The following is a 21641-nucleotide window of genomic DNA, read 5'->3' on the forward strand; positions in this document are numbered from 1 at the left end:
CCTGGTAAACGTCAACTTTAGCCATCTTAAGGTTGGTTATGCAATTTTACGTGAGTTGGTAGTGAACGCCTTTGTGCTGCGCAAGCTTGATAACATTATTGATCATTATTTTACATAGACTACTGCTGATATTCCTGTATTTAGTGCATAACTGTGAAGCCTGCTGGATAATAAATAGCTAACATAAACAAAGTGATAATTGTACTTGGTTAGAGTATTTAAAATGCATGATTGTGATTTGCTGAATATAGATATTAGAGTTTTATTTTGTGAAATTTGATACAAAACACTAGCAATACACCACATTGACAATATAAATGTCACTAACATTCGCCATAACGGCTATATAAGCCATATTAATCACTTAAAAACCACAAAAGTACAGCACAAAAAACAAACGGAATAATAGCTGTTTGAGTGATGAGCTTCATATCAGATTTCCTACCAATCATTAACATTTACACCTGTGACACCTAGAGTGAACATTGGAGATAAAGATGATGATAAAAACAAAAACAACCACACTTGCACTGCTGATCGCATCCACCATGATGTTATCGGCCTGTAGTGATGGCGATGATGGTAAAAATGGTGAAGACGGCACCCCAGGTATTCCTGGTACGCCTGGCACTAGCGGTTTAAATATTGATATGGCGAATGAAGCTATCGCTAATATTACCCAAGCAAGCTATAGCAACGGCATTATTAGCGTTGATTTTGAATTAGAAAACAAACAGGGTGTTGGCTTATTTGGTTTAAGTGGCACGAATCCATTTCATGATTTCCGCTTCTCATTAGCGCAATTGCAAACCACAGAAGGCAGCGAGTTAAAACAGTGGATGTCGCTACTTAACGAAACCACCAATGATGCTGGCACAACCTTTGAACAAGGTTTTGAACAAATTAAAAACTGCGTTGAATGTTTAGTCGATCATAAAAATGGTACTTACACTTACACCTTCAAAACCGATCTAACTGCATCAGATGACCCAGCGGGAGTGACTTTTGACCCTGCATTAACCCAACGTATCGCGATTGAAATGCAATTTGAATATGACTCAGGGAAAGAGTTAGCAGAGAATGCCCATTTTGACTGGATACCCGCAACAAATGCGTCTGAAGGCATAGAAACCCGTGATCTAGTCACATTACAAACCTGCTATACCTGTCATCAGCCAGACAGCCTTAAAGCCCATGGCGGACGTCGTTTAGACATGGAAAACTGTCAATCTTGCCATAATGGTATTGTGACCGATCCGAATGCTGTATCGGTTGAGCTAGGTCATATGGTTCACGCGATTCATATGGGGCCTAACCGGGAAGGTAAAGACGAACAAGGCAATATCGTTCCTATGCCATATACCATTGCAGGTTATGGCGGTGATCATGCCTTTGATTACCCAGCGTTCCCAACTAAACCCTTTATGGATTGTGCAACCTGTCACGTAGAAGATGACACTTTAGCCGACAAAGACCTGTGGCTTGCCAATGCCAATGCCAATGCTTGTATTGGCTGCCATACTGATTCACCAGCACAGCATAAATCAGATAAAAACCCACAACTGACCTGTACCGACTGTCATAGCGCTGCGGTGCATGACAATCATACTAAGCCTTACCAAGCGGCAAAAGAGTATGACGTGTCTGTCAGTAATGTTGCAATTAGTGCCGCCAATGAAATCAGCTTCGAAATGAAGATTGTAGATGGCACTGGCAACGCTGTTGCGCAGAATGAAATCTACAAAAAAGGCTATAGCAAGCCCTATGTAGTGATCAGCTGGGATGTTGAAAAAGACTACCCTGATTTTGATCAATCACCCTATAGTGAGCGTCGTATTGACATCAAAGATGCCAACAAAGCCACCTGGAATGCAGACAATAGTGTCAGCGTAAAAGTGGGCATGAACTTCCCTACTGACATTGCTTCTCGTTCGCTTGAAGTGTTACCTGTACTGAAAGTGTGTTTTACCGAAGGAACATCTACACGCACAGCGTGTGATAATACCGACGCTTATCCAGCTTATGTACAAACACCCGCGTACCGCACAGTGCTAGATGATAATGAAGCTGTGGTTGCGATGCGTCGTGCCATTGTTGATAACCAAACCTGTCATAGCTGTCATAGCTTTGAGTTTTACCATGACTCAAACGGCGTAAACTGTATTGCTTGCCACACCAATGATAAGAAACTTGGTGCGGTTGAAGATACTAACGGTGATGCTGTGGCATGGGGTGAAATGAAGTCAACAAGCTTTATGTATAAAGCCCACAGAGCCAAAGGACATGATAATGGCCATGGTGGTAGTGGCACCATACTCAAAACCGACTGTATGACATGCCATGCTGAAGTTGAAGGATGGGGCGGTAAAGCTTACGGATTTGAGTTAGGTCGTAATGCTGGGCAGGCACATGCTGTACCAAGCTTTATTCCTGGTAAACAAAACGATCCTAGCCTAACACCAGTTGAAACCTGGTACGCATCATCTGATGCTGCATCATGTATTAGCTGTCACCAGAAGTATCTTTCAGATGCGGCAATGGCCCATATGCAAAGTAATGGCGCGTACTTTGGCCCAGATAAGCAACAAGCTAAATCAGCTAAAGAAGCCTGTGCTACCTGTCATAGCCCTGAAAAAATTATGGAGCATCACGGTCACAAGCTATAACCCTATTGGTGCTAGGTGATACCTAGCACCAATCATTCGTTCCCCCGCAACAACCCAAGCAAGACCTTCGGTGCCTTTATTTTTATAAAGGCACCTTTTTCAATCAGCTCTTACCTAAAACCACTGATGACTTTGACTGCTTCCTGCATAAGACTCTGATATAATGACGCGCTTTCTACCCTAACTCAGCGGCCTTTTTCTATGACGACCCCAACTTCTGCTAGCATTGCCACACCTGAACAAGCGGCAATCGATTTTACACAAGTGCTCGCTGATGCCTTTACCCAACGAGAAGACTTTTTTGCGCATGCAAAACAGCACAATACTGACTGCTATCGTGTATTTCATGGCACGGTAGAAGGCGCTAATGGCTTGAACATCGACCGCTATGGCGATGCATGGTTAGTGCAATCTTTTCACGAGACATTATCAGAGCAACAGCTAGCACAAATAAGCCAAGTATTGATTAAGCATGGCGACTTCCCCCTGGTGTATAACGACCGCTCGCAAAAAAATTCTCGCGTTGCCAATAACTTAGTCAATGAAGCACAAGACTATGCGATGTCGGAACAAGTGATGCACGAAAACGGCATCGCATTTACCACTAAATTACGCCATGAAGGCCAAGACCCATTATTATTTTTAGACATGCGTATTGGCCGTGAGTACGTTCGCCTGCACAGTAATAACAAAACGGTATTAAATTTATTTTCTTACACCTGTGGTATTGGTACCGCGGCGGCTGTTGGCGGCGCCAAGCGAGTAATGAATGTCGATTTTTCATCATTTGCATTGGCTGCGGGCCAAAAAAATGCAGCGCTAAATCAGGTTGATTCTGTATGTGAGTTTGTCCAAAGCGATGCATTTCCAGCCCTACGTCAACTAGCAGGTTTGCCTGTGGGTGGACGTCGTAATCAAAAGTTGCCCAAGTTCCCTAAACTGGCTAAAACCACTTTTGACTTGGTTTTTTTAGATCCGCCACGTTTTGCTAAAAGCGCGTTCGGCGTCGTCGATTTAATCAATGATTACCAAGGCTTATTTAAACCAGCCATGCTAACCACAAAATCCGGCGGCACCATAGTGTGCTGTAATAATGTCGCCAAAGTGGAGCGCCAATCTTGGCTAGACAGCTTAGTCAGATGTGTTGAAAAACAAGGCCGTAAAGTAACCCATTTTGAATGGTTAGACTGTCATCAGGACTTTCCTGCATTTGATGATAATCATCCGCTGAAAATTGTGGCCCTGAGCATAGATTAAACATCAACTTAGGCTAGCACATTATAACCATGACGACATCAGCCAAAACCAATGAGGCATTGACTGATGTCGTTGATTGTTAACCAAAAATGATTTTCGGTTGTTGGATGTTAACTTTAGCTGAAGCTGAGCGCTCAACTAATGTGGTGAATGACTCATCTTTAATCGTATTCACATAAAACCACTCACTATTAGCTTCTTCGGCACTAAAGGTCAGCAATAAGTAACCGCGATCTTTCAAATTAGCATATTTTAAATCATTGATAAGATTCACTATAGCCACTTCAGTAGCAGGAATTTCAGCGTCAGATAGGCCTAAGTAGTATTCTAACCCAGGTGAGGATACTGAACTGGTGGCAAATTCAACTCCAACCACTTCACCTTGATTGTCGGTTAGCTCATTTGCCCAAGCATTGTGAGTGTCACCAGCGATAACCACTAAGTTATGCTGCATCGATTTAGCTGTGGCCAGAATCACTTCTCGCTCATAGGCGTATCCGTCCCAAGCATCTAAATTATATGGAATAGAAGGCAATTGAAGTAAAGCTAGCACCGCTGGGGTTAACTGACTTTGATTAGCTTGTAAGTAAGCTAACTCTTGCGCGGATAATGTCGGGTCGCCTGCCTGAGCACGCGCGGCTAATTGGGCTAGCGTCGCCAGCTGAGCAAATTGAGGAATACTCATTTGTTGCGTCGCAATAGCCGCTGGCAGTAGCATTTTACCCATCAACACTTGCTGGCCGAGCACCTGCCACTTGGCAGTGGATTCAAGTAATGTCTGCTGTAACCATAATAATTGAGATTGGCCTAACATGGTGCGATTAACATCAGTTGCATCACTTGAAAAGGTAGCGCTATTAAATGCCTTTGTTGCCGGGTCCATGTAGTTAGCATAGTCTAGCTGCTTGTCTCGCCCCAGCAATCGAGTATCTAACATGTGTAAATCAACTAGGTCACCATAGTTAAAGCTACGATAAATTTCTTGATGATTTCCTTCACTCCAAGGACGGATTGGCAGCCATTCAAAATATGCCTGCAGTGCCGCTTGCTTGCGTAAATCAAAGTCACCTTCATTGTCATTGTGGTTTTCGGCGCCCTCTCTCCAGGTGTCATTAGCGACTTCATGATCGTCCCACACTGTGATGAAGGCGACTTTAGCGTGCAGTTTTTGCAGACTGATATCACCACGATATTGGGCATAACGCGTACGATAATCATTGAGTAATAGTAATTCACCAGCGGGCAACACTTCACGCCCTAAAGCTGCTGCACCTTCACTGGCATACCCGCCACGACCGTACTCATACAAGTAATCTCCTAGATGAATAACCGCATCTAAATCATTACGCTCGGCCGCTAATGCGTACACATTGAAGTAGCCCGCTGGGTAGTTTGCACATGACATCACAGCTAATTTGACCGAATCAACAGTACCTTCTGGTAAGGTTTTAGTCATGCCAACGTCTGAAACATATTTACCCGATTTAAAGCGATAAAAATATCCTTTGCCAGCCTCAAGGCCAACCGCATCAATTTTTACCGTGTAATCACGCTTAGCATTCGTTTTCATCACGCCATTTGTGACCATTTGGCTAAAATTAGCATCTAAGGCCACTTCCCATGACACGGTAATATCAGCTTCAACATCTGGAGTAACCCTGGTCCATAAGATCACAGCATTTTTGGCTGGGTCGCCACTGGCAATGCCTTGTAAAAATTGACCCGAGTAGATCTCTTTGTCATCGCTGTTACAGCCCATTAATCCATATGACACAACAACCGCACCAACGCCTTTGGCTGACATAGCTAAAAAGTCGCGACGACTTAACCCTGTTTTCATTCGATATTCCTTTTAAGTCAATAATGGTGTCTGCATGTTAATCATTGCAACAGGTCAGACAAGCGTGGCTATTGTGCGAATACAGGATGACAATTGCATGACAAAATCGTTACATAAAGGCCTTATCATCCAATTTTAGTTAATTTTTGAGTCATAAATGTCATCACTAAAATTGAGATAAGGGAATTGGTTGAGCTGAAATATGGAAACAGTAATGTAAGCCGCAACTTAATGAAGCGTATTATTAAGTGCTTCCAGTTTTGTTAAATAATATTTTTTATTCTCAGGGATATCTGTTAGCTCGACTGCTTGTTTCAAAATTTTCTGCGCCTTTTTTGTATTGCCTAAACCTAGCTGAGCTTTAGCTAATGCTAAATATGCTTGATGAAAATATGGCGCACTCTTGATAAATTTCTCTAAAAAAATGATCGTCCTGTAATAATCTTCAAACTCTAACGCTTCAATCCCCAAACTGTAGTATCGATAAGGGTTACTAGACTCAATAGATAATAATTGTTGTTCTATTTTAGCAACGTCATCTTTACGACCCTGTAATTCAAGTAGTAAGCGATAATTACTTAATATTGTTAAGGAGCTTGGCTCAATATTAAGACCGTAACGATATAACTTTTCCGCGGTGACATTATCTCCTAAGCGACGATGAACAATCGCCATCATATTGATCAAAGGTTCATATTCTGGCGCAAGGGTGAATCCTTGTTTTAATAACACAAAGGCATGTTCATAATTGTGCAATAACAACGCATCTGCGGCTAAATTTCGGTAAAACATTGCTAAAAACTCATTTTCCGAAACAATGGCACCCGTTCTATCAAACCTATCAGGAAAGTAATCAATTACGGTTGACGTACTGCCACTAAGATAGTGACCACTAGGTTGTTCATCATATAAGAATGTACGTACATGATCGGATGTGACTAAAAGATCTGAAGTAATATTGGTCAATACGGGCGAGGCGTAAACCACTTGAAATACGGGGTAGACGCCTAGTTCTTTTGCTATTGAATAGGTCAATAGCGCTAAAGCCATGCAATTACCCGATTTACTTTCCCAAGACTCACTACTAGTAGAATTACGGCCTTCATAATTAAAGTTAACCATTTTATCATTGATAAAATGAGCCACTTTTAAACGATTCGGTAAATCCTTCATATCATCTTTTGAGATAAAGGCTTGTAACTCCTGTCGCTGCGCTTCTGATAAACGGGTTAAGTTTTTGATAGAAGTGACATTATATGGAGTGTTTTTCTGAATGAGGGCATGATTAAAATCAGGTAAATAATATGACTTATGAGCATTTTCTGTGTTGACTGTACACGCACTCATCAACAGAAAGCATAAAGACAATATCGAGTAATGTTTAAATTGCCGATAATGATTTAACCGAAGCATTTGCTACATTCCATGTACGTTTTAGTTAATCCAATATGAATGAACTCGTTTCACATTACAAGATCATCTCCATGCCCTAACCTCAGCAACCAAATTAAATTTCACGCAATTTAGTTGCGTATTTATAAACGCTCATTTATAGTGGGCACAATTAAATTGCACGCAACTTAAATTAACTTATTTTTTGAGGTATTCCTATGACAACTTTATATACAACTTCAGCAACAGCATTGGCAGGTCGTAATGGTCAAGTCACTACAGATGATAAAAAACTCGATGTCGGTTTAAGCTACCCCAAAGAAATGGGCGGCTCTGGCGAGCATACTAACCCTGAGCAGCTATTTGCCGCGGGTTATGCTGCCTGTTTTTCGAACGCCATTTTACATGTGGCTCGTGAAATGAAAGTGGCAATTAAAGCCGCTCCAACAACCGCAACTGTGGGTATTGGTCCCAATGATAATAAAGGGTTTGCCTTAACCGTTGCCCTAGCTGTGGAACTAGATTTACCTCAAGACGATGCGGTTAAGCTAGTACAAACCGCACATCAAGTTTGTCCATACTCTAATGCGGTACGCGGTAATATCGATGTGAAGTTAACGGTAAATAACGCGGCAATTTAAGCACGCTATCTTAATAAAACAGCCAGCAAGCATAAATCTTTCTGGCTTTTTCATATCTATTTTTGAACCTAATAACAGTTAAGTTGATACTTAAAAGCGCCCTAACAGCTTGATATCAAATTCACTCACATCGCATGTTAATTGGTTATCAGTAATTTGTTTTTCTAATGCAGCAATTTGCTTATTCACTTCAGTTATCGTCAAGGTGTTGTTATCTAGTTCGTAAACCAGCGCTAAACTTTGATAATAAAAACACAAAACCACCAGGGCATCATGGTTGTTATCTGCAGCCGACTTTTGCACTGCGTTAAGCTTGCGATAAATTTTATTTTGTAGCTGCTTAAGCTGGAAAACATAATAAACGTCAGTATATTGTGGTTTTACTCGACCATATTTTACCACTAGGGTGCACAGCATTAAGCCTAAAATCACTCCGGCAAAATTAAAGTAAAAATTACCTGTTGGCTGCCCAGCCTCAACAGAAGCAGAACCTAATAGCGCAATCAATATCTGTCCAAATACCACCGATGAAATAGCTAAAATGGCAATTAATCCAATCTGTACTTGATTGGTCATTTTGCGATATTGCGGTTTATCTACGTGTCTTAATCTCATAAATATGGCTCTTAAGGTTCAATACTGGCGGCATTATACCTGCTTAATGTGAATCACTCATTAACCGCATAAACTAAACAGATTAATACAAACACTTTAGTCGGCTATGACTGTCGCGCTCAGGTTTAAACACTGAAGCAGAAAATGGGTTACTGTGACGAGCTTATTGGTGAATTTGCCTTAACTATTTTAACCGCAACAGCTAGAGGACATCCCTTAATCTGGGTGAAGGTAAGCATAGTCCTGTGGTAAACTTTGCCGTCTTTTAAAAGTTGATGATAAATATGACTGAATTTACTCCTGTTAGCGCCATAATTGGCGGTGCTTTACTTGGTTTTGGGGCGTTGCTATTGATGCTACTCAATGGCCGTATTGCAGGTATATCGGGGATTTTAAGCGGTGCATTGCAATTCAAAAATCCTAATGCAAAGTGGCGATTGGCTTTTATTGCTGGTCTTATATTAAGTGGTTTTTTAGCACCCGCTTTGGATTTCTCTTTAGCTACACAGTTAAATGCTAGTTGGACACTGACTATTTTAGGCGGTTTTGCTGTCGGTTTTGGCACTTACTTAAGTGCCGGTTGCACCAGTGGTCATGGTATTTGTGGTATTGGCAGAATGTCTAAACGCTCTATTGTTGCCACGCTGGTGTTTATGTTCGTTGCCGCTGTCGTGGTATTTTTCACACGTCATGTTATCGGGGCTTAATATGAATCAGCAAGCAAATACTCACTATCGATTACAGGCGCTAGTCGCGTTCATTTCAGGCTGTTTATTTGGCTTAGGTTTGATTGTTGCACAAATGGTTGATGCTAATAAAGTGCTTAATTTTCTAGACTTTTTTGGCCATTGGGACCCGAGCCTTGCTTTAGTTATGGCCGCTGGATTAAGCGTATATAGTCTTGGATATGTGTTTGGGGTTAAACCCAAAAGTAAGCCTTTATTAGATGAACAATTTTTTCTACCAACAAAAACCATCATCGATAAAAAATTATTAACTGGTGCCAGCTTATTCGGGTTAGGCTGGGGACTTGTAGGGATTTGCCCTGGCCCCGCCATCGTCAATTTAGTCACACTGAACGGCCAATTTATCGGATTTGTCATCGCAATGCTATTGGGCATGTTGACTGCAAAAAAACTGGTAAAAAGCACTTAACCTTAGTGAGTTACAATTTTTAATCTGATTACACTGCCCCTTGCGTTATCTGTAGCATTACTTAACCTTAACCTTAACTCGGAATAATAAACGCTAACCAAACAGCCCTTTGTCTTGCTCATTGCGTTTCATTAAGGTGCAATAGGACAGCTATTGACGTGTTAATGTGCCTTGTTTTCAAAACAAATGACAAGTTTGCTACAAAATTAGCTAAATCTGTTGAATTCAGCTTATTGAGCCCATCTCTTAACCAGAGTTGAGGTTAATGACTCGCCAATTTGTGATTAACCTAGCAAATTGGTCGGGATTATCTTGCCAAATTTAAAGATGTATCTAACATTCAGCTTAATATTTACTCTTTGGAATCGTCATGCTTACTCCCGAATTATTCTCTGCTGAACAACAAGCTCACTTGTCACAACTAGATCAGCTACCCCTTATTGATCTACTTAATCACATTGAAGCAACCCACCATAAATATATTCGTGACACAGCCCCCTTATTACAAGAGTACCTGCAACGAATGGTGATTGCGCATGCCGATGATCATGAAGAAATCCTCCCTTTATCACATTGTGTTACTGAATTAATAGCAGAGCTGATGCCGCACCTTATTAAAGAAGAACGCATTTTATTTCCTGCAATACGATCGCTAAGCATGGGACAAGAAGTAAATGGGTGTTTCGGTCACATTGGAAATCCTATTCATGTTATGGAGCATGAGCATGATAATGCGGGTGAGATACTTCAGCAGTTAAGAACAATTACCCATAACTACCTTATTCCTGAAGGGGCCTGTAATACCTGGCGCACCTGTTATAAAACGCTGGCAGAATTTGATGCCGACTTACAAATGCATATTCACCTTGAAAATAATATGCTGTTTCCTAAGGCCTTAGCGCTATAGTTTTATCATCTAAGTCTCTTTGACTTATCACTATCTTTTTCAGTCGATTATTCATAAGCTAATCACAGAATATGAATAATTGACTAATGTTATGCCTAATCATCAATACCCTACTTTTGCCCTAGATGATATTGCCAATCTTCATGAATCTGCCCAAGTAGAATTTAAGCTTGCCGGTGGGCGTGATGGTAATGGAAAACTGCCAGAAGGCATGTGGGAAACCTATAGTGCCTTTGCGAATACCTTAGGCGGTGAGATTATTTTAGGTGTAAAAGAAGAACATGGAGAATTTAGCATTGAAGGCATTGTAAACCCGATGCCTATGCTCAGTGAAATCTGGCAAATTCTCAATAATCCGCAAAAAATTAGCCATAACATTCTATCGCCAACTGACGTACAAATTATTGAAATTATGGGTAAGAAGCTGATCCGCATTCATGTTCCCGCTGTCGACCTTAAACTTAGGCCGATTTACATCGGCCCCGATCCATACAGCGGCAGCTATTTTCGGGTAGGCGATGCCGATATGCACGCTAGCCGTGAGCAGATTGATCAAATGAGTAAGCGTAGCGGTTTAAAATTTAAGTGACCCGATTAACTCCAGTTGAGTAAATAAAAAAGCCAATAAAAACAGGTTTATTGGCTTTAAAAATTGAACGATAAGTTTATTTAAATTGCCACTTGATGCTCGGTAAATGAGTGAATAACTCTAAATTGATTATTAGCTTGTTTCTGCTGAATCAATTGCTCCACTAACTCACGTATTTTAGGTTCTGCATCGATAAACTTATTCATGTTAGCGCCACCCATTCTTGCATCATAGATAGCTTCACCATCTAATCGGCCTTGATAAAATACCTTTATTTCGGCATAAACCATATATAGCGCTAAATCCCACGCCCAATTTGCTGTATAAGTTGCCGTCCACTCGCAACCATTTTGGGCATCTAGCTCTTGAATCAGTCGGTATTTAATTTGTTTTTGCTGTAACACTTTTTCAAATTCTTTTAAAAAGCCTTCACGAACATCTTTATTTTCGACAATACACACTTCTGTAGCACTGGTCACTTCAATGGGATCAATCTTTTGCTTAATCGAACATGCCGATAAACTTAAAAAAGATAACGCAATAATGAAGCTAGATCTTAATTTAACACGCATTTTCTTCCTTGATTAAATATGGTTAGGGTGACAACCCAAAAATTAAATCATACAAAAGACTTACACTCAACATATTAATAACATAATAATTTAATGACAGAAATCCAATAATTTGCTTAAGTGCATTATTGTTATCTGGGGCAATAAACTCGACGGTTTTTTATCTCTGTTTTGTTGGCAAGGGTTAAGCCAGACAGTCTGACAGCCAACCATTTTTGCTCCCACAATATCAGAGTGGGGATGATCGCCTATATGTAACAACTCTGACGGTAAAATAGCTAACTGCTTACAAGCCAATGTAAACATGTCACTGTGAGGTTTCATTTTGACGCCATAACCTGGATGTAAAACAAATTCCAATACCTGGCTCAATCCAATGCGACTGGCATCGACATTACCATTAGTGATCCCCACTAAAGTAAAACGGGTTTTCAATGTTTGCAGAATAGCGATGACATCTTCGGCAACTTTAAAATCACTGCGGTAATGCTGAAAACAGGCTAATCCCGCTTGCGCACCTTGGGTTGCTTGTGTTTCATTATAGCCAAGCTGAAGTAATCCCTCTCTGAGCATGGTATAGCGAGCCGCCGAAGTATCATGTTTAAGCTCAGGATGAAGGGCTTGCTGCGCTAGTTTGCACTGAAGCCAATCCTTTGTAGTCCATTGGGCAGAAGCCGGATAATCGCGATGTAATAACGCAAATGACTGCTTTACTGCATTGGCAATAATTGGCTGGTTATCATATAAAGTGTCGTCTAAATCAAAGCTTATTGCCTTGAACGGTTTAAGGCGTTGGTATTGAATAATGCCTGATTGAGGATACGCAGTTATTGGAGATGAGGCGTTTGAAGTTGTTGCAGGCTGGTGCTTTAGGCCGTGATGTTCCATCATGAACTCCCTTTCGTTTTCTTGGCTCGAGGATGAGCGCCATCATAGACTTTGGCTAAGTGCTGAAAATCGAGACTGGTATAAATTTGGGTAGTAGAAAGATTAGCATGCCCCAATAACTCCTGCACCGCCCTTAAGTCTGCACTAGATTCGAGCATATGAGTTGCAAATGAATGACGCAGTTTATGCGGATGCACTTTTACTGATAATGCTTGTTCTTGCCCCCATTTATTCATCCGAGCTTGAATGCTGCGGTGGGATAAACGTTTCCCCTGATGACTGACAAATAAAGCATCGCCAGCATCTTGAGTTGGCATATCACCTCGGCGTGTCAGCCACAACCTTAATGCTTCCATGGCCACCTTTCCTACCGGCACAATACGTTGCTTACTGCCTTTCCCCATCACTTTTACTTCAGCATTATTTAACTGAATATCATCGCAATTCAAACCTGCGAGTTCAGCTAAACGCAGGCCGCTTGAATAGAACAATTCCATGATGGCTTTATCACGAATAGCGAGTGGATCATCACCATTGATATCAAGTAAATGACTAACAGCATCTACATCCATATTTTTAGGTAAGGGTTTATTCTGTTTGGGGGCACTCAAGGTTTTAGCGGGATTAATCTCGAGTCGTTTCTCAGTTAATAGAAACTCAAAAAACTGCTTTTGCGCTGACAAATGCAATGAAATTGATCTTGGGCTTAAGCCCTGACGATGTAACTTAGCCAACACTTTTTGCAATTGCTCGCGACTGGCATCTTGTAATAAAACCTCATCACCCAATATCGATTGAGCCCGCGTTAATTCATACAGGTAATTGCGAATAGTGTAAGCAGACAACTGACGTTCGGACGTCAGATATTGACAATACTTTGCTTGCCAATCTATGTGTGGCATCGTCTTCACTCCGGTTGTTATTAAGCGAAGCACCTATCGTTAATCGAAAAATGCTCCGAAATTCAGCCACAAAGACACGGTTAAAAAGTGGGTAATAAGTGATCCAATAAGCGACGCAATTGGCTGAACAGTAATGAATCCATATCGGGATAAAAATGAGCAGGGTCGCCGCTGGCAATAGCAAATATCACTTGACCATTTTCATTTGATAATCGTGTTAATGCCACTGAACCAACTTCACTGCCAAATAATCGTTTTGATTCTGATTGAGTTAAGCGACCAAAATAGTAATTATTATGGATCCTGTGACGCCATATATTAGCCAGTTCACTGTCAATATCGTGTACAGTAATTAATCGCACATGGGTGAAGCCAAATTCATTTTGTAACCCTTCTGACAGGGTTTGTCTCAGCTCCCCTAAATCTTCACACGCGAGCAGCTTAAACGACAATTCAGTGTTGAATAAAAAAATGCGCTCATTTTGTTTAGCCACATTCATTAAGCTGGTAATTTCTTCTTCTAGTTGAGTCACTTTTTGACGCAATAGTTCTTGCCTGCGCTCAACTAAAGATACCGCGCCACGTTCATGGTGGCTTAATCTTAACGCAATAAGCAATTCAGGATGACGATTGAAAAAGTCAGGATTATCCAACAAATATTCACGAATTAAGTGTTCATCGAGTAATTGATGATTAAAGTTTGCCATCATTTCAGCACTTAAATCCTGGCCAATTGCATCAATATCTAATGCTGGTTCTGATGGCATATCTTGATTTGATGCCACATCAGCGGCTGAAATTAAGTCACTCATAAAAAATTAATCTACCTTAATATTACAACTGAATTTGACCATCATATACATGTTCGGCCGGGCCTGTCATCCATAATGATTTACCTTCACCTTCCCAATTAATGGTTAGTGAACCACCGGGTAAATCCACCCTCACCTGGTTATCTAATTTATCTTGCAACATACCAACTGCGACTGCAGCACATGCACCTGTACCGCAAGCTAACGTTTCGGCTGCACCACGCTCATATACACGTAACTTGATATGACTAGAGCTAATCACCTGCATAAACCCAACATTAACCCCTTTAGGGAAACGCTCGTGGTTAGTTAACATCGCGCCAATTTCCGCCACGGCCGCCTGCTCTACATCTTCCACTTCTAATACGCAATGTGGATTTCCCATAGAAACAGCACCACATAAAAAGGTTTGCATCGGGGTTTGCAGTAAATAAGTTTTTTCACTCTTTTTGGCTTTAAAAGGGATCTGACTTGGGTCGATGATCGGCACGCCCATGTTAACAGTCACATGACCATCGCGTTCAATTCGCAAAGTAATTTTGCCAGAGCTTGTGCTAACACGGATTTTATTCTTATTGGTTAAGCCTTTATTGCGAACAAAGCGAGCAAAGCAGCGTGCACCATTGCCGCACTGCTCCACTTCGCTGCCATCGGCATTAAAAATACGATAATGAAAATCTAAATCGGGATCATAAGGTGGCTCAACCAATAACAATTGATCAAAGCCGATCCCAAAATTCCGATCGGCTAATCGACGAATTTGCTCTGGCGAAAAAAATACATTTTGGGTGACGCCATCAACCACCATAAAGTCGTTGCCTAGCCCATGCATTTTAGTGAATTGAATCACAGGTGTTTCCTTTTCTATTGACGCATTAAGGCAGTAAGTGTTCACCTTGCCAAAGTTGGGCAACCGTTTCGCGTTCACGTACTAATATATCTTGTTCACCATCAACCATCACCTCTGCCACACGTGGACGAGAGTTATAATTAGATGACATAACAAAGCCATAAGCACCACTTGAGCGAACAGCAAGTAAATCACCCGCTTTAACTGATAGTTGTCGATCTTTTCCTAAAAAGTCACCCGTTTCACATACCGGACCCACCACATCATAAGCTTGGGTTGGTGCATCAGTTTGATTAACAGGAATAATATTCTGCCATGCGCTGTAAAGCGATGGGCGAATTAAATCATTCATTGCCCCGTCGACAATAGCAAAACGCTTATCGCTATTTTCTTTAAGGAAAAGCACCTCAGTAACAAAAATCCCCGCATTGGCAGCAATCGCTCGCCCAGGCTCAAATATCAGTTTGATCGGACGTTGACCTAAGCGCTCAAGTAAGGCTGCTGCGTAGACATCTGGGTGCGGAGGTGTTTCATTGTTATATGGCACACCTAGCCCCCCACCAACGTCAAAGTGCTCGATAACAATGCCGTGCTCTGCTAAACGATCAATCAAGGCTAACATGCGATCCATCGCATCTAAAAAGGGCTTAATTTCGGTGAGCTGTGAACCAATATGACAATCGACCCCTTTGACATGCAAATGAGGTAATGCGGCTGCACGGGCAAAGACCTGCTCAGCCTCATCCATAGCGATACCAAATTTGTTTTCTTTTAATCCGGTAGAAATATAAGGGTGGGTACCAGCATCGACATCAGGGTTAATCCGCAAAGACACAGGAGCAATGTAACCTAAGCGACCCGCTACCTCGTTTAGCAATTCAAGCTCTGCACTGGATTCAACATTAAAACAGTAAATACCAACTTTAAGCGCTTGTTCCATTTCTGGTACGGTTTTACCTACACCTGAAAAAACGACTTTACTTGGATCGCCGCCGGCTTGTAGTACACGTGATAACTCACCGCCCGATACAATGTCAAAACCACTGCCTAAACGAGCTAAGGTATTCAATACCCCTAGGTTAGAGTTTGCTTTAACGGCATAACAGACTAAATGAGGATGATTAGCCACGGCCTTATCAAAAGCATGCCAATGACGCTCTAGAGTTGCACGGGAATATATATAAAGTGGTGTACCATGTTTTTTAGCTAACGCACTTACATCGCAACCTTCGGCAAATAACTTACTGTCTTGATAAGTAAAAAAATCCACTATGCGTTTCCTATTCTATTGCTGTTTTTCAGCGGTTGAGTCCAATTCTACTGGAGTTATTTTGGTGTCAGCAACTACGGGCACAACGGCAGTTTGGTTATCTTCCGGTGTAGGCGTTTTATATAACGACCCTTTCTGACCACAAGCAGTAAGCAATAGGCTAGCAAGCAAAAGTAATAAAAGCAGTCTCATTTTTCTCAACATCTGTGCATCTGATCAATAATGGCCTTATAATCGCATTCATAACGCAGAAAGCAAAGGATAGAAATGCATGGCTATGACAGATACTGAGTTTCACCAATTGGCTGATGAAATTTTCAGCGCAATTGATAGCGCCATTGAAACCGCTATTGATGAACAAGACGCGGATGTGGATATCGATTACAGCGGTAATGTAGTGCAGTTAAGTTTTGAAGATGGCTCGCAAATTGTTATCAATAAACAAGAGCCATTGCATGAGATTTGGCTGGCGACCAAAACAGGTGGATATCACTTTGCCTATCATGACGGTAAATGGTTAGACACTCGAAACAACATTGATTTTGTGCCTTTTGTACTTGAATCAATTGCCAAACAAGGCGGGATTGTGATCAGCATCTGATCACAGCATCCTTGTTTTTAAATAGGCTCAGTTAGAACGCTGAGCCCATTTCATCTTCTGTTACCCCAAAAGGCTCTACCAACAACACGCCATCCTTTCGCACTAAATGGAAAAATTGCGGCATATTAAAAAATGCTTGCTGGTGTTGATGGCTATTTTTTACAAAGTGCATGCTTTGTTGGCTAACTAACTGTGTGATCGTCATTTTATCTAACACGGTATGACTTAAATTATTATTCTCATCGACTAAGATGACTTCAAGCTTCTGTTTTAATTGACGTAAAAAGAACTGTTTTGCGCCATGTGAAATATACCGCTGAATAATAGTGGGGACGGTTGCAAAAGGCTCATTATTCAGTTCTTGCCTAGGTAGATGGGTCACTAAACGCGGATGATTATAATGAAACACTGCCTTTTGAGCGATTAATGGTTTGTAGACCATACCTAATGAATTGAAATGTAAGCCATACTTTTTATCGGCTAAATTGAGTTCAATTAATAATGTTTGGCTGTCAGTCACGCTTTGAATCGTTTGGTAACACAAATTAAGCAGCTGGGTGAGTTGATCGCTTATTTGCTTGGATAATTTAGCAGAGCATGAAACTACTGATATATGACTTTGATCATTAGCCCGCTTTAGTCCTAACACTAAAAATGAAATCGCATCGAGAAGTGCCATTTCACCTTCAAATCGATGACAATGCCACTCTCCCCAGCTATTTAAACTGATGATATCGATACTGGAGAGCATATTTTGTTTATCACGGCCTAAGGATAAAATGTCACCATTCATGTAGTCCACCATGATTTCCTGACCATTCCATGCCACGGTTGGATCATCATCCATATTTGCAACCACAATCACTTGCTGATAAAACCAAGACTGACATAAGTGGCGTTTTGTAACCTCAAAACAATGGTGAACATGGGGTAATAAAGCATTACCAAGGTGTGCTAACTTGGTTGCATACGCTTTGCTTCGTTCAATGCCAAACCAACGCGTTTTAGGGGTTACAAGACCATTCATCACCGCCCAAGCCACAACATCAACCACCGTTTTACCAACAAACAAAGCTTGCTGACCTATTAACTGCTTGGCTGAAGTGATCTCACGGAACAATTGATATTGTGATTTTTTCTTCGAATACCAGACGGATAATACGGGTTCATTAACACCTTGACTCCACAAAGGGTTTAATGTGGGTAAAATATGAGGGTCATCGTTAAAAAAACCATGCAGTTTACGTGCTAACAGCCCTAACTCCTCTACCCGCATACGATCACTTAATTCATGCTTTGAGGCAAACTGGAGTAAATTTTTATAGCTGGTCAGTAACAGCTCATTTAACTGTTGGTTAAACCATTGTAATTGGCCAGAATGCCAATTATTTGCATTATCTAAGGTGGTCAATAAACTGCTTGGCCAGCGCCAATCTAAGGTTAACTGGGTTAGCTTTTTCGCACGCCAATCATTTTGCACCAGCTGCGGATCTGATAAAGCAATACCGCATTTAAGATAAAAACACCGTCTAACAATTTCAAGCCGTCTGACTTCTCGTCTTGATAATAAATACGCTTCTATTCTTTGATACAAAATGAGGTAAGCATCATTATCATCAGAAAAATTACCCGCTAAACAATATTGCCAAATAGTGTCGGTAATCATGTGCTTTTGAGGATAATCGCTGGCATAGACTTCTAGCAATAGTACTTTTAATAGCGCTTTATGTGGTTTATTTAATCCTTTATATAACTGCCACAAAGAGGCACCAAAATACTCGCTAGCTGGAATATTATCTAATGTCCCTAAAAACAGTAAATTATCGCCCTGAGCATCGGGCCACCAAGCCACAGACTTTCCTGCCAACCGAATATGAGTACGATAGAACTCTTCTAATAAAAGCCAATGTTGGGCTGAGCCACTGTGCTCTTCACCCAAAGGTTGGCAGTTGTCATATAAACCACATTCTTGAAATTGGTTTGGATGAATAAGGTAAAAATTGACTTCAAAATCAAATTGCGCAAACCAGGCGGTTAATCGAGCCGTTTTGTTAGTAATTAACCTAAGATCGGCGTTATTTAATGATTTCTGATGAACAAGCCAAATATCCACATCGCTATTCAGGTTTTGCCCAAAACTCGACGAGCTGCCCATGGCATAAACGCCCTCAAATGCATAAGGCTGTGCAGATACGATTGGAAAGTATTCAATATCAGCGATTTGGCATGCGTGTTTTATGGCCGCATTAAATGAAAATTGACAGATGCCAGAGGGAGTTAAAGCGTCGCTATAACCGGGTAATTGATTATGATTAACCTGAAGAAAATAAGGAATGAGCAGAAAGAGTTGATACTGATATTCAGGTAAAGTGAGTTGAACACGTTGTAATCGCAACGTATTTAATTTTTCAGCGCACATAACCGCACTGCTATTTTCAACATGTTCATGCTGAATAACTGGCAAAGATTCCATCCTTAAATCACTCACATCCAACGATATTATAGCTATACAACTCAGATTAGCTTCACCTGACAATTAGTGTGACCAATATCAAATAAAACAACTAACACGTGATAAGGTTAACACTAAATTAGATTTTCGCAATCTATCCAAAAGTCTTGTTGTAAAAACTAAATGATATCGACTGAAACTGAGCGCCTTTAAAACGTTTTAAATTCAAACACAGTAGCACCTAAAAATGTCAGATATACTATTAACATTAATGAAATTCATACAAAGATGATGCTTATTTTTATTCCAAATCAACATGACGCGTTAATACCAATTGACTAAGCGCCCATTAAAAAATCTTCGCAACATCAACATTATTGACCTTCATCATTAAACTTATTTGGCAAATTTGTGGCGAAATTAAGAAATCATGGTGCGACTTCAAACAATTTCAACACAGTTATGACAAATGCCTAAAGCCAATGTTAGCATTAGCGCAATTACTGTTAGTAGATGGATAAATATGGCTATGTCTGAAAACACTATTCGTATCGCAACGCGTAAAAGTCCACTGGCAATGTGGCAAGCTGAGTTTGTAAAAGCAGAATTAGAGCGCATTCACCCAGGGTTAATCGTTGAACTGCTTCCAATGAGCACCAAAGGTGATGTTATTTTAGACACCCCATTGGCTAAAGTGGGTGGCAAAGGCTTATTTGTTAAAGAACTTGAAGTTGCCATGCTGGAAGACCGTGCTGATATCGCAGTGCATTCAATGAAAGATGTGCCAGTAGATTTTCCTGAAGGACTAGGCTTACAAGTCATTTGTGAGCGTGAAGATCCCCGCGATGCATTTGTGTCAAATAGTTATAAAAACATCAGCGAATTACCACAAGGTGCAGTAGTAGGAACATCAAGTCTTCGTCGCCAATGTCAAATTCGTGCGTCTCGCCCAGATCTTGTTATCAAAGATTTACGTGGCAACGTTGGCACCCGTTTAGCTAAGCTAGACAGCGGTGATTATGACGCAATTATTCTTGCCGCTGCTGGCCTAATTCGTCTTAAGTTAGAGCAACGTATTGCTAGCTTTATTTCTGCCGAAGAGTCATTACCTGCTAACGGCCAAGGTGCGGTAGGCATTGAATGTCGTACCAATGATGAGCGCGTTAAAAGTTTACTTGCTCCCCTTGAACATTTAGAAACGCGTTATCGCGTATTGGCTGAGCGAGCTATGAACACGCGCCTAGAAGGCGGTTGTCAGGTACCTATCGGTGCATATGCTGAAATCATTGGCGACACATTAACCTTACGCGGTTTAGTGGGTAACCCAGATGGCAGTCAGGTGATAACCGGACAAGTTGCAGGTGATAAAACCCAAGCAATTGAACTAGGACAAGCTTTGGCTAACGATCTACTTAGTCGCGGTGCTAAAACCATCCTAGACGCCGTTTACGCTAAGTAACGATTTGACCATGAAAGTCTTGCTAACGCGGCCTGAAGGTCGTAATCAAGATATGATTGAGCAACTTGAAAAGCTTCAAGTTGCTCATTTGGTTACTCCGCTTTTAGCGGTTGAAGCCACTCAACAAGCAGTACCCAGACATTTTTTTGATGCAAATAACCTTATTTTCATCAGCACCAATGCCGTTAAATTTACAGCTGAAAAACTCCAGAATAAATTCCCTCCACAATGCCGATACTTTGCCGTAGGACAAGCCACTGCAGATGCGCTAAAACGTTTTAATTTAAGTGTTTTTACCGCGCCAGAAGAAAGCCAGGATAGCGAAGGATTATTATCTTTACCTGAACTGCAAGATGTGAATAAACAATCATTTATCATCTGCAGAGGATCTGGCGGCCGAGAAACGATTGCTGAAGCACTCCTACTACGAGGCGCCACAGTATGTTATTGGGATGTCTATCAACGCACCTCACCTCAATTCCATGAACAACCGATATATCAACAATGGACCGAATTTGGTATCGATACTATTGTGGTCACCAGCGGTGAGATATTAACCAATTTAATTACGGTAATTCCAAAAGAATTATTTGCATGGCTACATTCATGTCATATCATAGTGCCAAGTAATCGTGTGGAATTACAGGCAAATGCATTAGGATTACACCGAGTAACCAATGCAAATGGAGCAAATACTCAAGCTGTGCTTGCTGCTTTAGGTCTGTCTGCGTAATTTACACTTCATCACATGGTTGAATGATGGTGAGTTTTTC

21 protein-coding genes are annotated in these 21641 nt (G+C 41.1%); 10 read left to right on the forward strand and 11 right to left on the reverse strand.

Translation table 11 applies throughout. From position 1 onward, the window contains the following. Nucleotides 1–497 precede the first annotated feature (497 nt). Together NE535_RS14950 and NE535_RS14955 are read left to right on the forward strand one after the other, a co-directional pair. Entirely contained in the window at nucleotides 498–2666 is a 2169-nt protein-coding gene (locus NE535_RS14950) for an OmcA/MtrC family decaheme c-type cytochrome (RefSeq protein ID WP_261299413.1), read from the forward strand. A gap of 201 nt (nucleotides 2667–2867) precedes the next feature. Further along, nucleotides 2868–3923 carry a class I SAM-dependent rRNA methyltransferase gene (locus NE535_RS14955; RefSeq protein ID WP_261299414.1) on the forward strand — a complete coding sequence of 352 codons (1056 nt, stop codon included), beginning with the start codon at nucleotides 2868–2870 and terminating at the stop codon, nucleotides 3921–3923. Between the two features lie 79 nt (nucleotides 3924–4002). On the opposite strand, the gene NE535_RS14960 is transcribed toward NE535_RS14955, so the two are convergent. Both NE535_RS14960 and NE535_RS14965 read right to left on the reverse strand, forming a co-directional pair. Beyond that, a complete protein-coding gene (locus tag NE535_RS14960; protein ID WP_261299415.1) occupies nucleotides 4003–5763 on the reverse strand; it encodes an alkaline phosphatase D family protein in 1761 nt (586 codons plus the stop codon). A 228-nt stretch (nucleotides 5764–5991) separates the two neighbouring features. After that, nucleotides 5992–7110, reverse strand: a complete 1119-nt coding sequence (locus NE535_RS14965; protein ID WP_261299416.1) for a tetratricopeptide repeat protein — start codon at nucleotides 7108–7110, stop codon at nucleotides 5992–5994. 263 nt (nucleotides 7111–7373) lie between these two features. On the opposite strand from NE535_RS14965, the gene ohr reads away from it, so the two are divergent. Beyond that, entirely contained in the window at nucleotides 7374–7796 is a 423-nt protein-coding gene (ohr, locus tag NE535_RS14970; RefSeq protein ID WP_261299417.1) for an organic hydroperoxide reductase Ohr, read from the forward strand. Nucleotides 7797–7886: 90 nt separating this feature from the next. On the opposite strand, the gene NE535_RS14975 is transcribed toward ohr, so the two are convergent. Then, complete coding sequence (locus NE535_RS14975; RefSeq protein ID WP_261299418.1) at nucleotides 7887–8411, reverse strand: DUF3087 domain-containing protein; 525 nt, start codon at nucleotides 8409–8411, stop codon at nucleotides 7887–7889. Between the two features lie 284 nt (nucleotides 8412–8695). On the opposite strand from NE535_RS14975, the gene NE535_RS14980 reads away from it, so the two are divergent. From NE535_RS14980 to NE535_RS14995, 4 genes are all read left to right on the forward strand, one after another. Further along, nucleotides 8696–9118 carry a YeeE/YedE family protein gene (locus tag NE535_RS14980; protein ID WP_261299419.1) on the forward strand — a complete coding sequence of 141 codons (423 nt, stop codon included), beginning with the start codon at nucleotides 8696–8698 and terminating at the stop codon, nucleotides 9116–9118. Between the two features lies 1 nt (nucleotide 9119). Further along, the gene (locus NE535_RS14985; protein WP_261299420.1) at nucleotides 9120–9566 is read left to right on the forward strand and encodes a YeeE/YedE family protein; all 447 of its coding nucleotides are present in this window, start codon (nucleotides 9120–9122) and stop codon (nucleotides 9564–9566) included. A 370-nt stretch (nucleotides 9567–9936) separates the two neighbouring features. After that, nucleotides 9937–10473 carry a hemerythrin domain-containing protein gene (locus tag NE535_RS14990; RefSeq protein ID WP_261299421.1) on the forward strand — a complete coding sequence of 179 codons (537 nt, stop codon included), beginning with the start codon at nucleotides 9937–9939 and terminating at the stop codon, nucleotides 10471–10473. Between the two features lie 91 nt (nucleotides 10474–10564). After that, on the forward strand, nucleotides 10565–11062 hold the full coding sequence (locus NE535_RS14995) for an AlbA family DNA-binding domain-containing protein (protein ID WP_261299422.1): 498 nt from the start codon (nucleotides 10565–10567) through the stop codon (nucleotides 11060–11062). 80 nt (nucleotides 11063–11142) lie between these two features. Here the strand turns inward: NE535_RS14995 and NE535_RS15000 are convergent, their stop codons facing one another. From NE535_RS15000 to lptM, 7 genes are all read right to left on the reverse strand, one after another. Then, on the reverse strand, nucleotides 11143–11634 hold the full coding sequence (locus tag NE535_RS15000; protein WP_261299423.1) for an Sbal_3080 family lipoprotein: 492 nt from the start codon (nucleotides 11632–11634) through the stop codon (nucleotides 11143–11145). Between the two features lie 90 nt (nucleotides 11635–11724). Beyond that, nucleotides 11725–12525, reverse strand: a complete 801-nt coding sequence (locus NE535_RS15005; RefSeq protein WP_261299424.1) for an HAD-IA family hydrolase — start codon at nucleotides 12523–12525, stop codon at nucleotides 11725–11727. After that, nucleotides 12522–13424, reverse strand: a complete 903-nt coding sequence (gene xerC / locus NE535_RS15010) for a tyrosine recombinase XerC (RefSeq protein ID WP_261299425.1) — start codon at nucleotides 13422–13424, stop codon at nucleotides 12522–12524. The genes NE535_RS15005 and xerC overlap by 4 nt, the downstream gene beginning before the upstream one ends. Before the next feature lie 80 nt (nucleotides 13425–13504). Then, the gene (locus NE535_RS15015; protein ID WP_261299435.1) at nucleotides 13505–14134 is read right to left on the reverse strand and encodes a DUF484 family protein; all 630 of its coding nucleotides are present in this window, start codon (nucleotides 14132–14134) and stop codon (nucleotides 13505–13507) included. A gap of 124 nt (nucleotides 14135–14258) precedes the next feature. After that, on the reverse strand, nucleotides 14259–15086 hold the full coding sequence (gene dapF / locus NE535_RS15020) for a diaminopimelate epimerase (protein WP_261299426.1): 828 nt from the start codon (nucleotides 15084–15086) through the stop codon (nucleotides 14259–14261). Nucleotides 15087–15111: 25 nt separating this feature from the next. Next, a complete protein-coding gene (lysA, locus tag NE535_RS15025) occupies nucleotides 15112–16356 on the reverse strand; it encodes a diaminopimelate decarboxylase (protein WP_261299427.1) in 1245 nt (414 codons plus the stop codon). 15 nt (nucleotides 16357–16371) lie between these two features. Further along, nucleotides 16372–16560 (reverse strand): LPS translocon maturation chaperone LptM, encoded by a 189-nt coding sequence (gene lptM / locus NE535_RS15030; RefSeq protein WP_261299428.1) that lies wholly within the window; start codon nucleotides 16558–16560, stop codon nucleotides 16372–16374. Between the two features lie 67 nt (nucleotides 16561–16627). On the opposite strand from lptM, the gene cyaY reads away from it, so the two are divergent. After that, nucleotides 16628–16957: an iron donor protein CyaY gene (cyaY, locus tag NE535_RS15035; RefSeq protein ID WP_261299429.1), complete on the forward strand. Its 330-nt coding sequence runs from the start codon at nucleotides 16628–16630 to the stop codon at nucleotides 16955–16957. A 31-nt stretch (nucleotides 16958–16988) separates the two neighbouring features. On the opposite strand, the gene NE535_RS15040 is transcribed toward cyaY, so the two are convergent. Then, nucleotides 16989–19430 (reverse strand): class I adenylate cyclase, encoded by a 2442-nt coding sequence (locus tag NE535_RS15040; protein ID WP_261299430.1) that lies wholly within the window; start codon nucleotides 19428–19430, stop codon nucleotides 16989–16991. Between the two features lie 508 nt (nucleotides 19431–19938). Between NE535_RS15040 and hemC the strand changes: the two genes are divergently transcribed. Together hemC and NE535_RS15050 are read left to right on the forward strand one after the other, a co-directional pair. After that, complete coding sequence (hemC, locus tag NE535_RS15045) at nucleotides 19939–20868, forward strand: hydroxymethylbilane synthase (RefSeq protein ID WP_261299436.1); 930 nt, start codon at nucleotides 19939–19941, stop codon at nucleotides 20866–20868. 10 nt (nucleotides 20869–20878) lie between these two features. Next, entirely contained in the window at nucleotides 20879–21601 is a 723-nt protein-coding gene (locus NE535_RS15050) for a uroporphyrinogen-III synthase (RefSeq protein WP_188843646.1), read from the forward strand. Nucleotides 21602–21641: the final 40 nt, after the last annotated feature.

This window comes from Shewanella holmiensis, from assembly GCF_025370255.1.
GTDB classification, from domain to species: domain Bacteria; phylum Pseudomonadota; class Gammaproteobacteria; order Enterobacterales; family Shewanellaceae; genus Shewanella; species Shewanella holmiensis.

What these genes read in the sequence shown, in the direction of transcription:
- NE535_RS14950 (WP_261299413.1), top strand. Translation starts at nt 498, where the DNA reads ATGATGATAAAAACAAAAACAACCACACTTGCACTGCTGATCGCATCC.
- xerC (WP_261299425.1), bottom strand. Translation starts at nt 13,424, where the DNA reads ATGCCACACATAGATTGGCAAGCAAAGTATTGTCAATATCTGACGTCC.
- NE535_RS15005 (WP_261299424.1), bottom strand. Translation starts at nt 12,525, where the DNA reads ATGATGGAACATCACGGCCTAAAGCACCAGCCTGCAACAACTTCAAAC.
- cyaY (WP_261299429.1), top strand. Translation starts at nt 16,628, where the DNA reads ATGGCTATGACAGATACTGAGTTTCACCAATTGGCTGATGAAATTTTC.
- NE535_RS14955 (WP_261299414.1), top strand. Translation starts at nt 2,868, where the DNA reads ATGACGACCCCAACTTCTGCTAGCATTGCCACACCTGAACAAGCGGCA.
- NE535_RS15050 (WP_188843646.1), top strand. Translation starts at nt 20,879, where the DNA reads ATGAAAGTCTTGCTAACGCGGCCTGAAGGTCGTAATCAAGATATGATT.
- lptM (WP_261299428.1), bottom strand. Translation starts at nt 16,560, where the DNA reads ATGTTGAGAAAAATGAGACTGCTTTTATTACTTTTGCTTGCTAGCCTA.
- NE535_RS14975 (WP_261299418.1), bottom strand. Translation starts at nt 8,411, where the DNA reads ATGAGATTAAGACACGTAGATAAACCGCAATATCGCAAAATGACCAAT.
- NE535_RS14960 (WP_261299415.1), bottom strand. Translation starts at nt 5,763, where the DNA reads ATGAAAACAGGGTTAAGTCGTCGCGACTTTTTAGCTATGTCAGCCAAA.
- NE535_RS15015 (WP_261299435.1), bottom strand. Translation starts at nt 14,134, where the DNA reads ATGATGGCAAACTTTAATCATCAATTACTCGATGAACACTTAATTCGT.
- NE535_RS14990 (WP_261299421.1), top strand. Translation starts at nt 9,937, where the DNA reads ATGCTTACTCCCGAATTATTCTCTGCTGAACAACAAGCTCACTTGTCA.
- ohr (WP_261299417.1), top strand. Translation starts at nt 7,374, where the DNA reads ATGACAACTTTATATACAACTTCAGCAACAGCATTGGCAGGTCGTAAT.
- NE535_RS15040 (WP_261299430.1), bottom strand. Translation starts at nt 19,430, where the DNA reads ATGGAATCTTTGCCAGTTATTCAGCATGAACATGTTGAAAATAGCAGT.
- NE535_RS14965 (WP_261299416.1), bottom strand. Translation starts at nt 7,110, where the DNA reads ATGAGTGCGTGTACAGTCAACACAGAAAATGCTCATAAGTCATATTAT.
- hemC (WP_261299436.1), top strand. Translation starts at nt 19,939, where the DNA reads ATGTCTGAAAACACTATTCGTATCGCAACGCGTAAAAGTCCACTGGCA.
- NE535_RS14995 (WP_261299422.1), top strand. Translation starts at nt 10,565, where the DNA reads ATGCCTAATCATCAATACCCTACTTTTGCCCTAGATGATATTGCCAAT.
- NE535_RS15000 (WP_261299423.1), bottom strand. Translation starts at nt 11,634, where the DNA reads ATGCGTGTTAAATTAAGATCTAGCTTCATTATTGCGTTATCTTTTTTA.
- NE535_RS14980 (WP_261299419.1), top strand. Translation starts at nt 8,696, where the DNA reads ATGACTGAATTTACTCCTGTTAGCGCCATAATTGGCGGTGCTTTACTT.
- NE535_RS14985 (WP_261299420.1), top strand. Translation starts at nt 9,120, where the DNA reads ATGAATCAGCAAGCAAATACTCACTATCGATTACAGGCGCTAGTCGCG.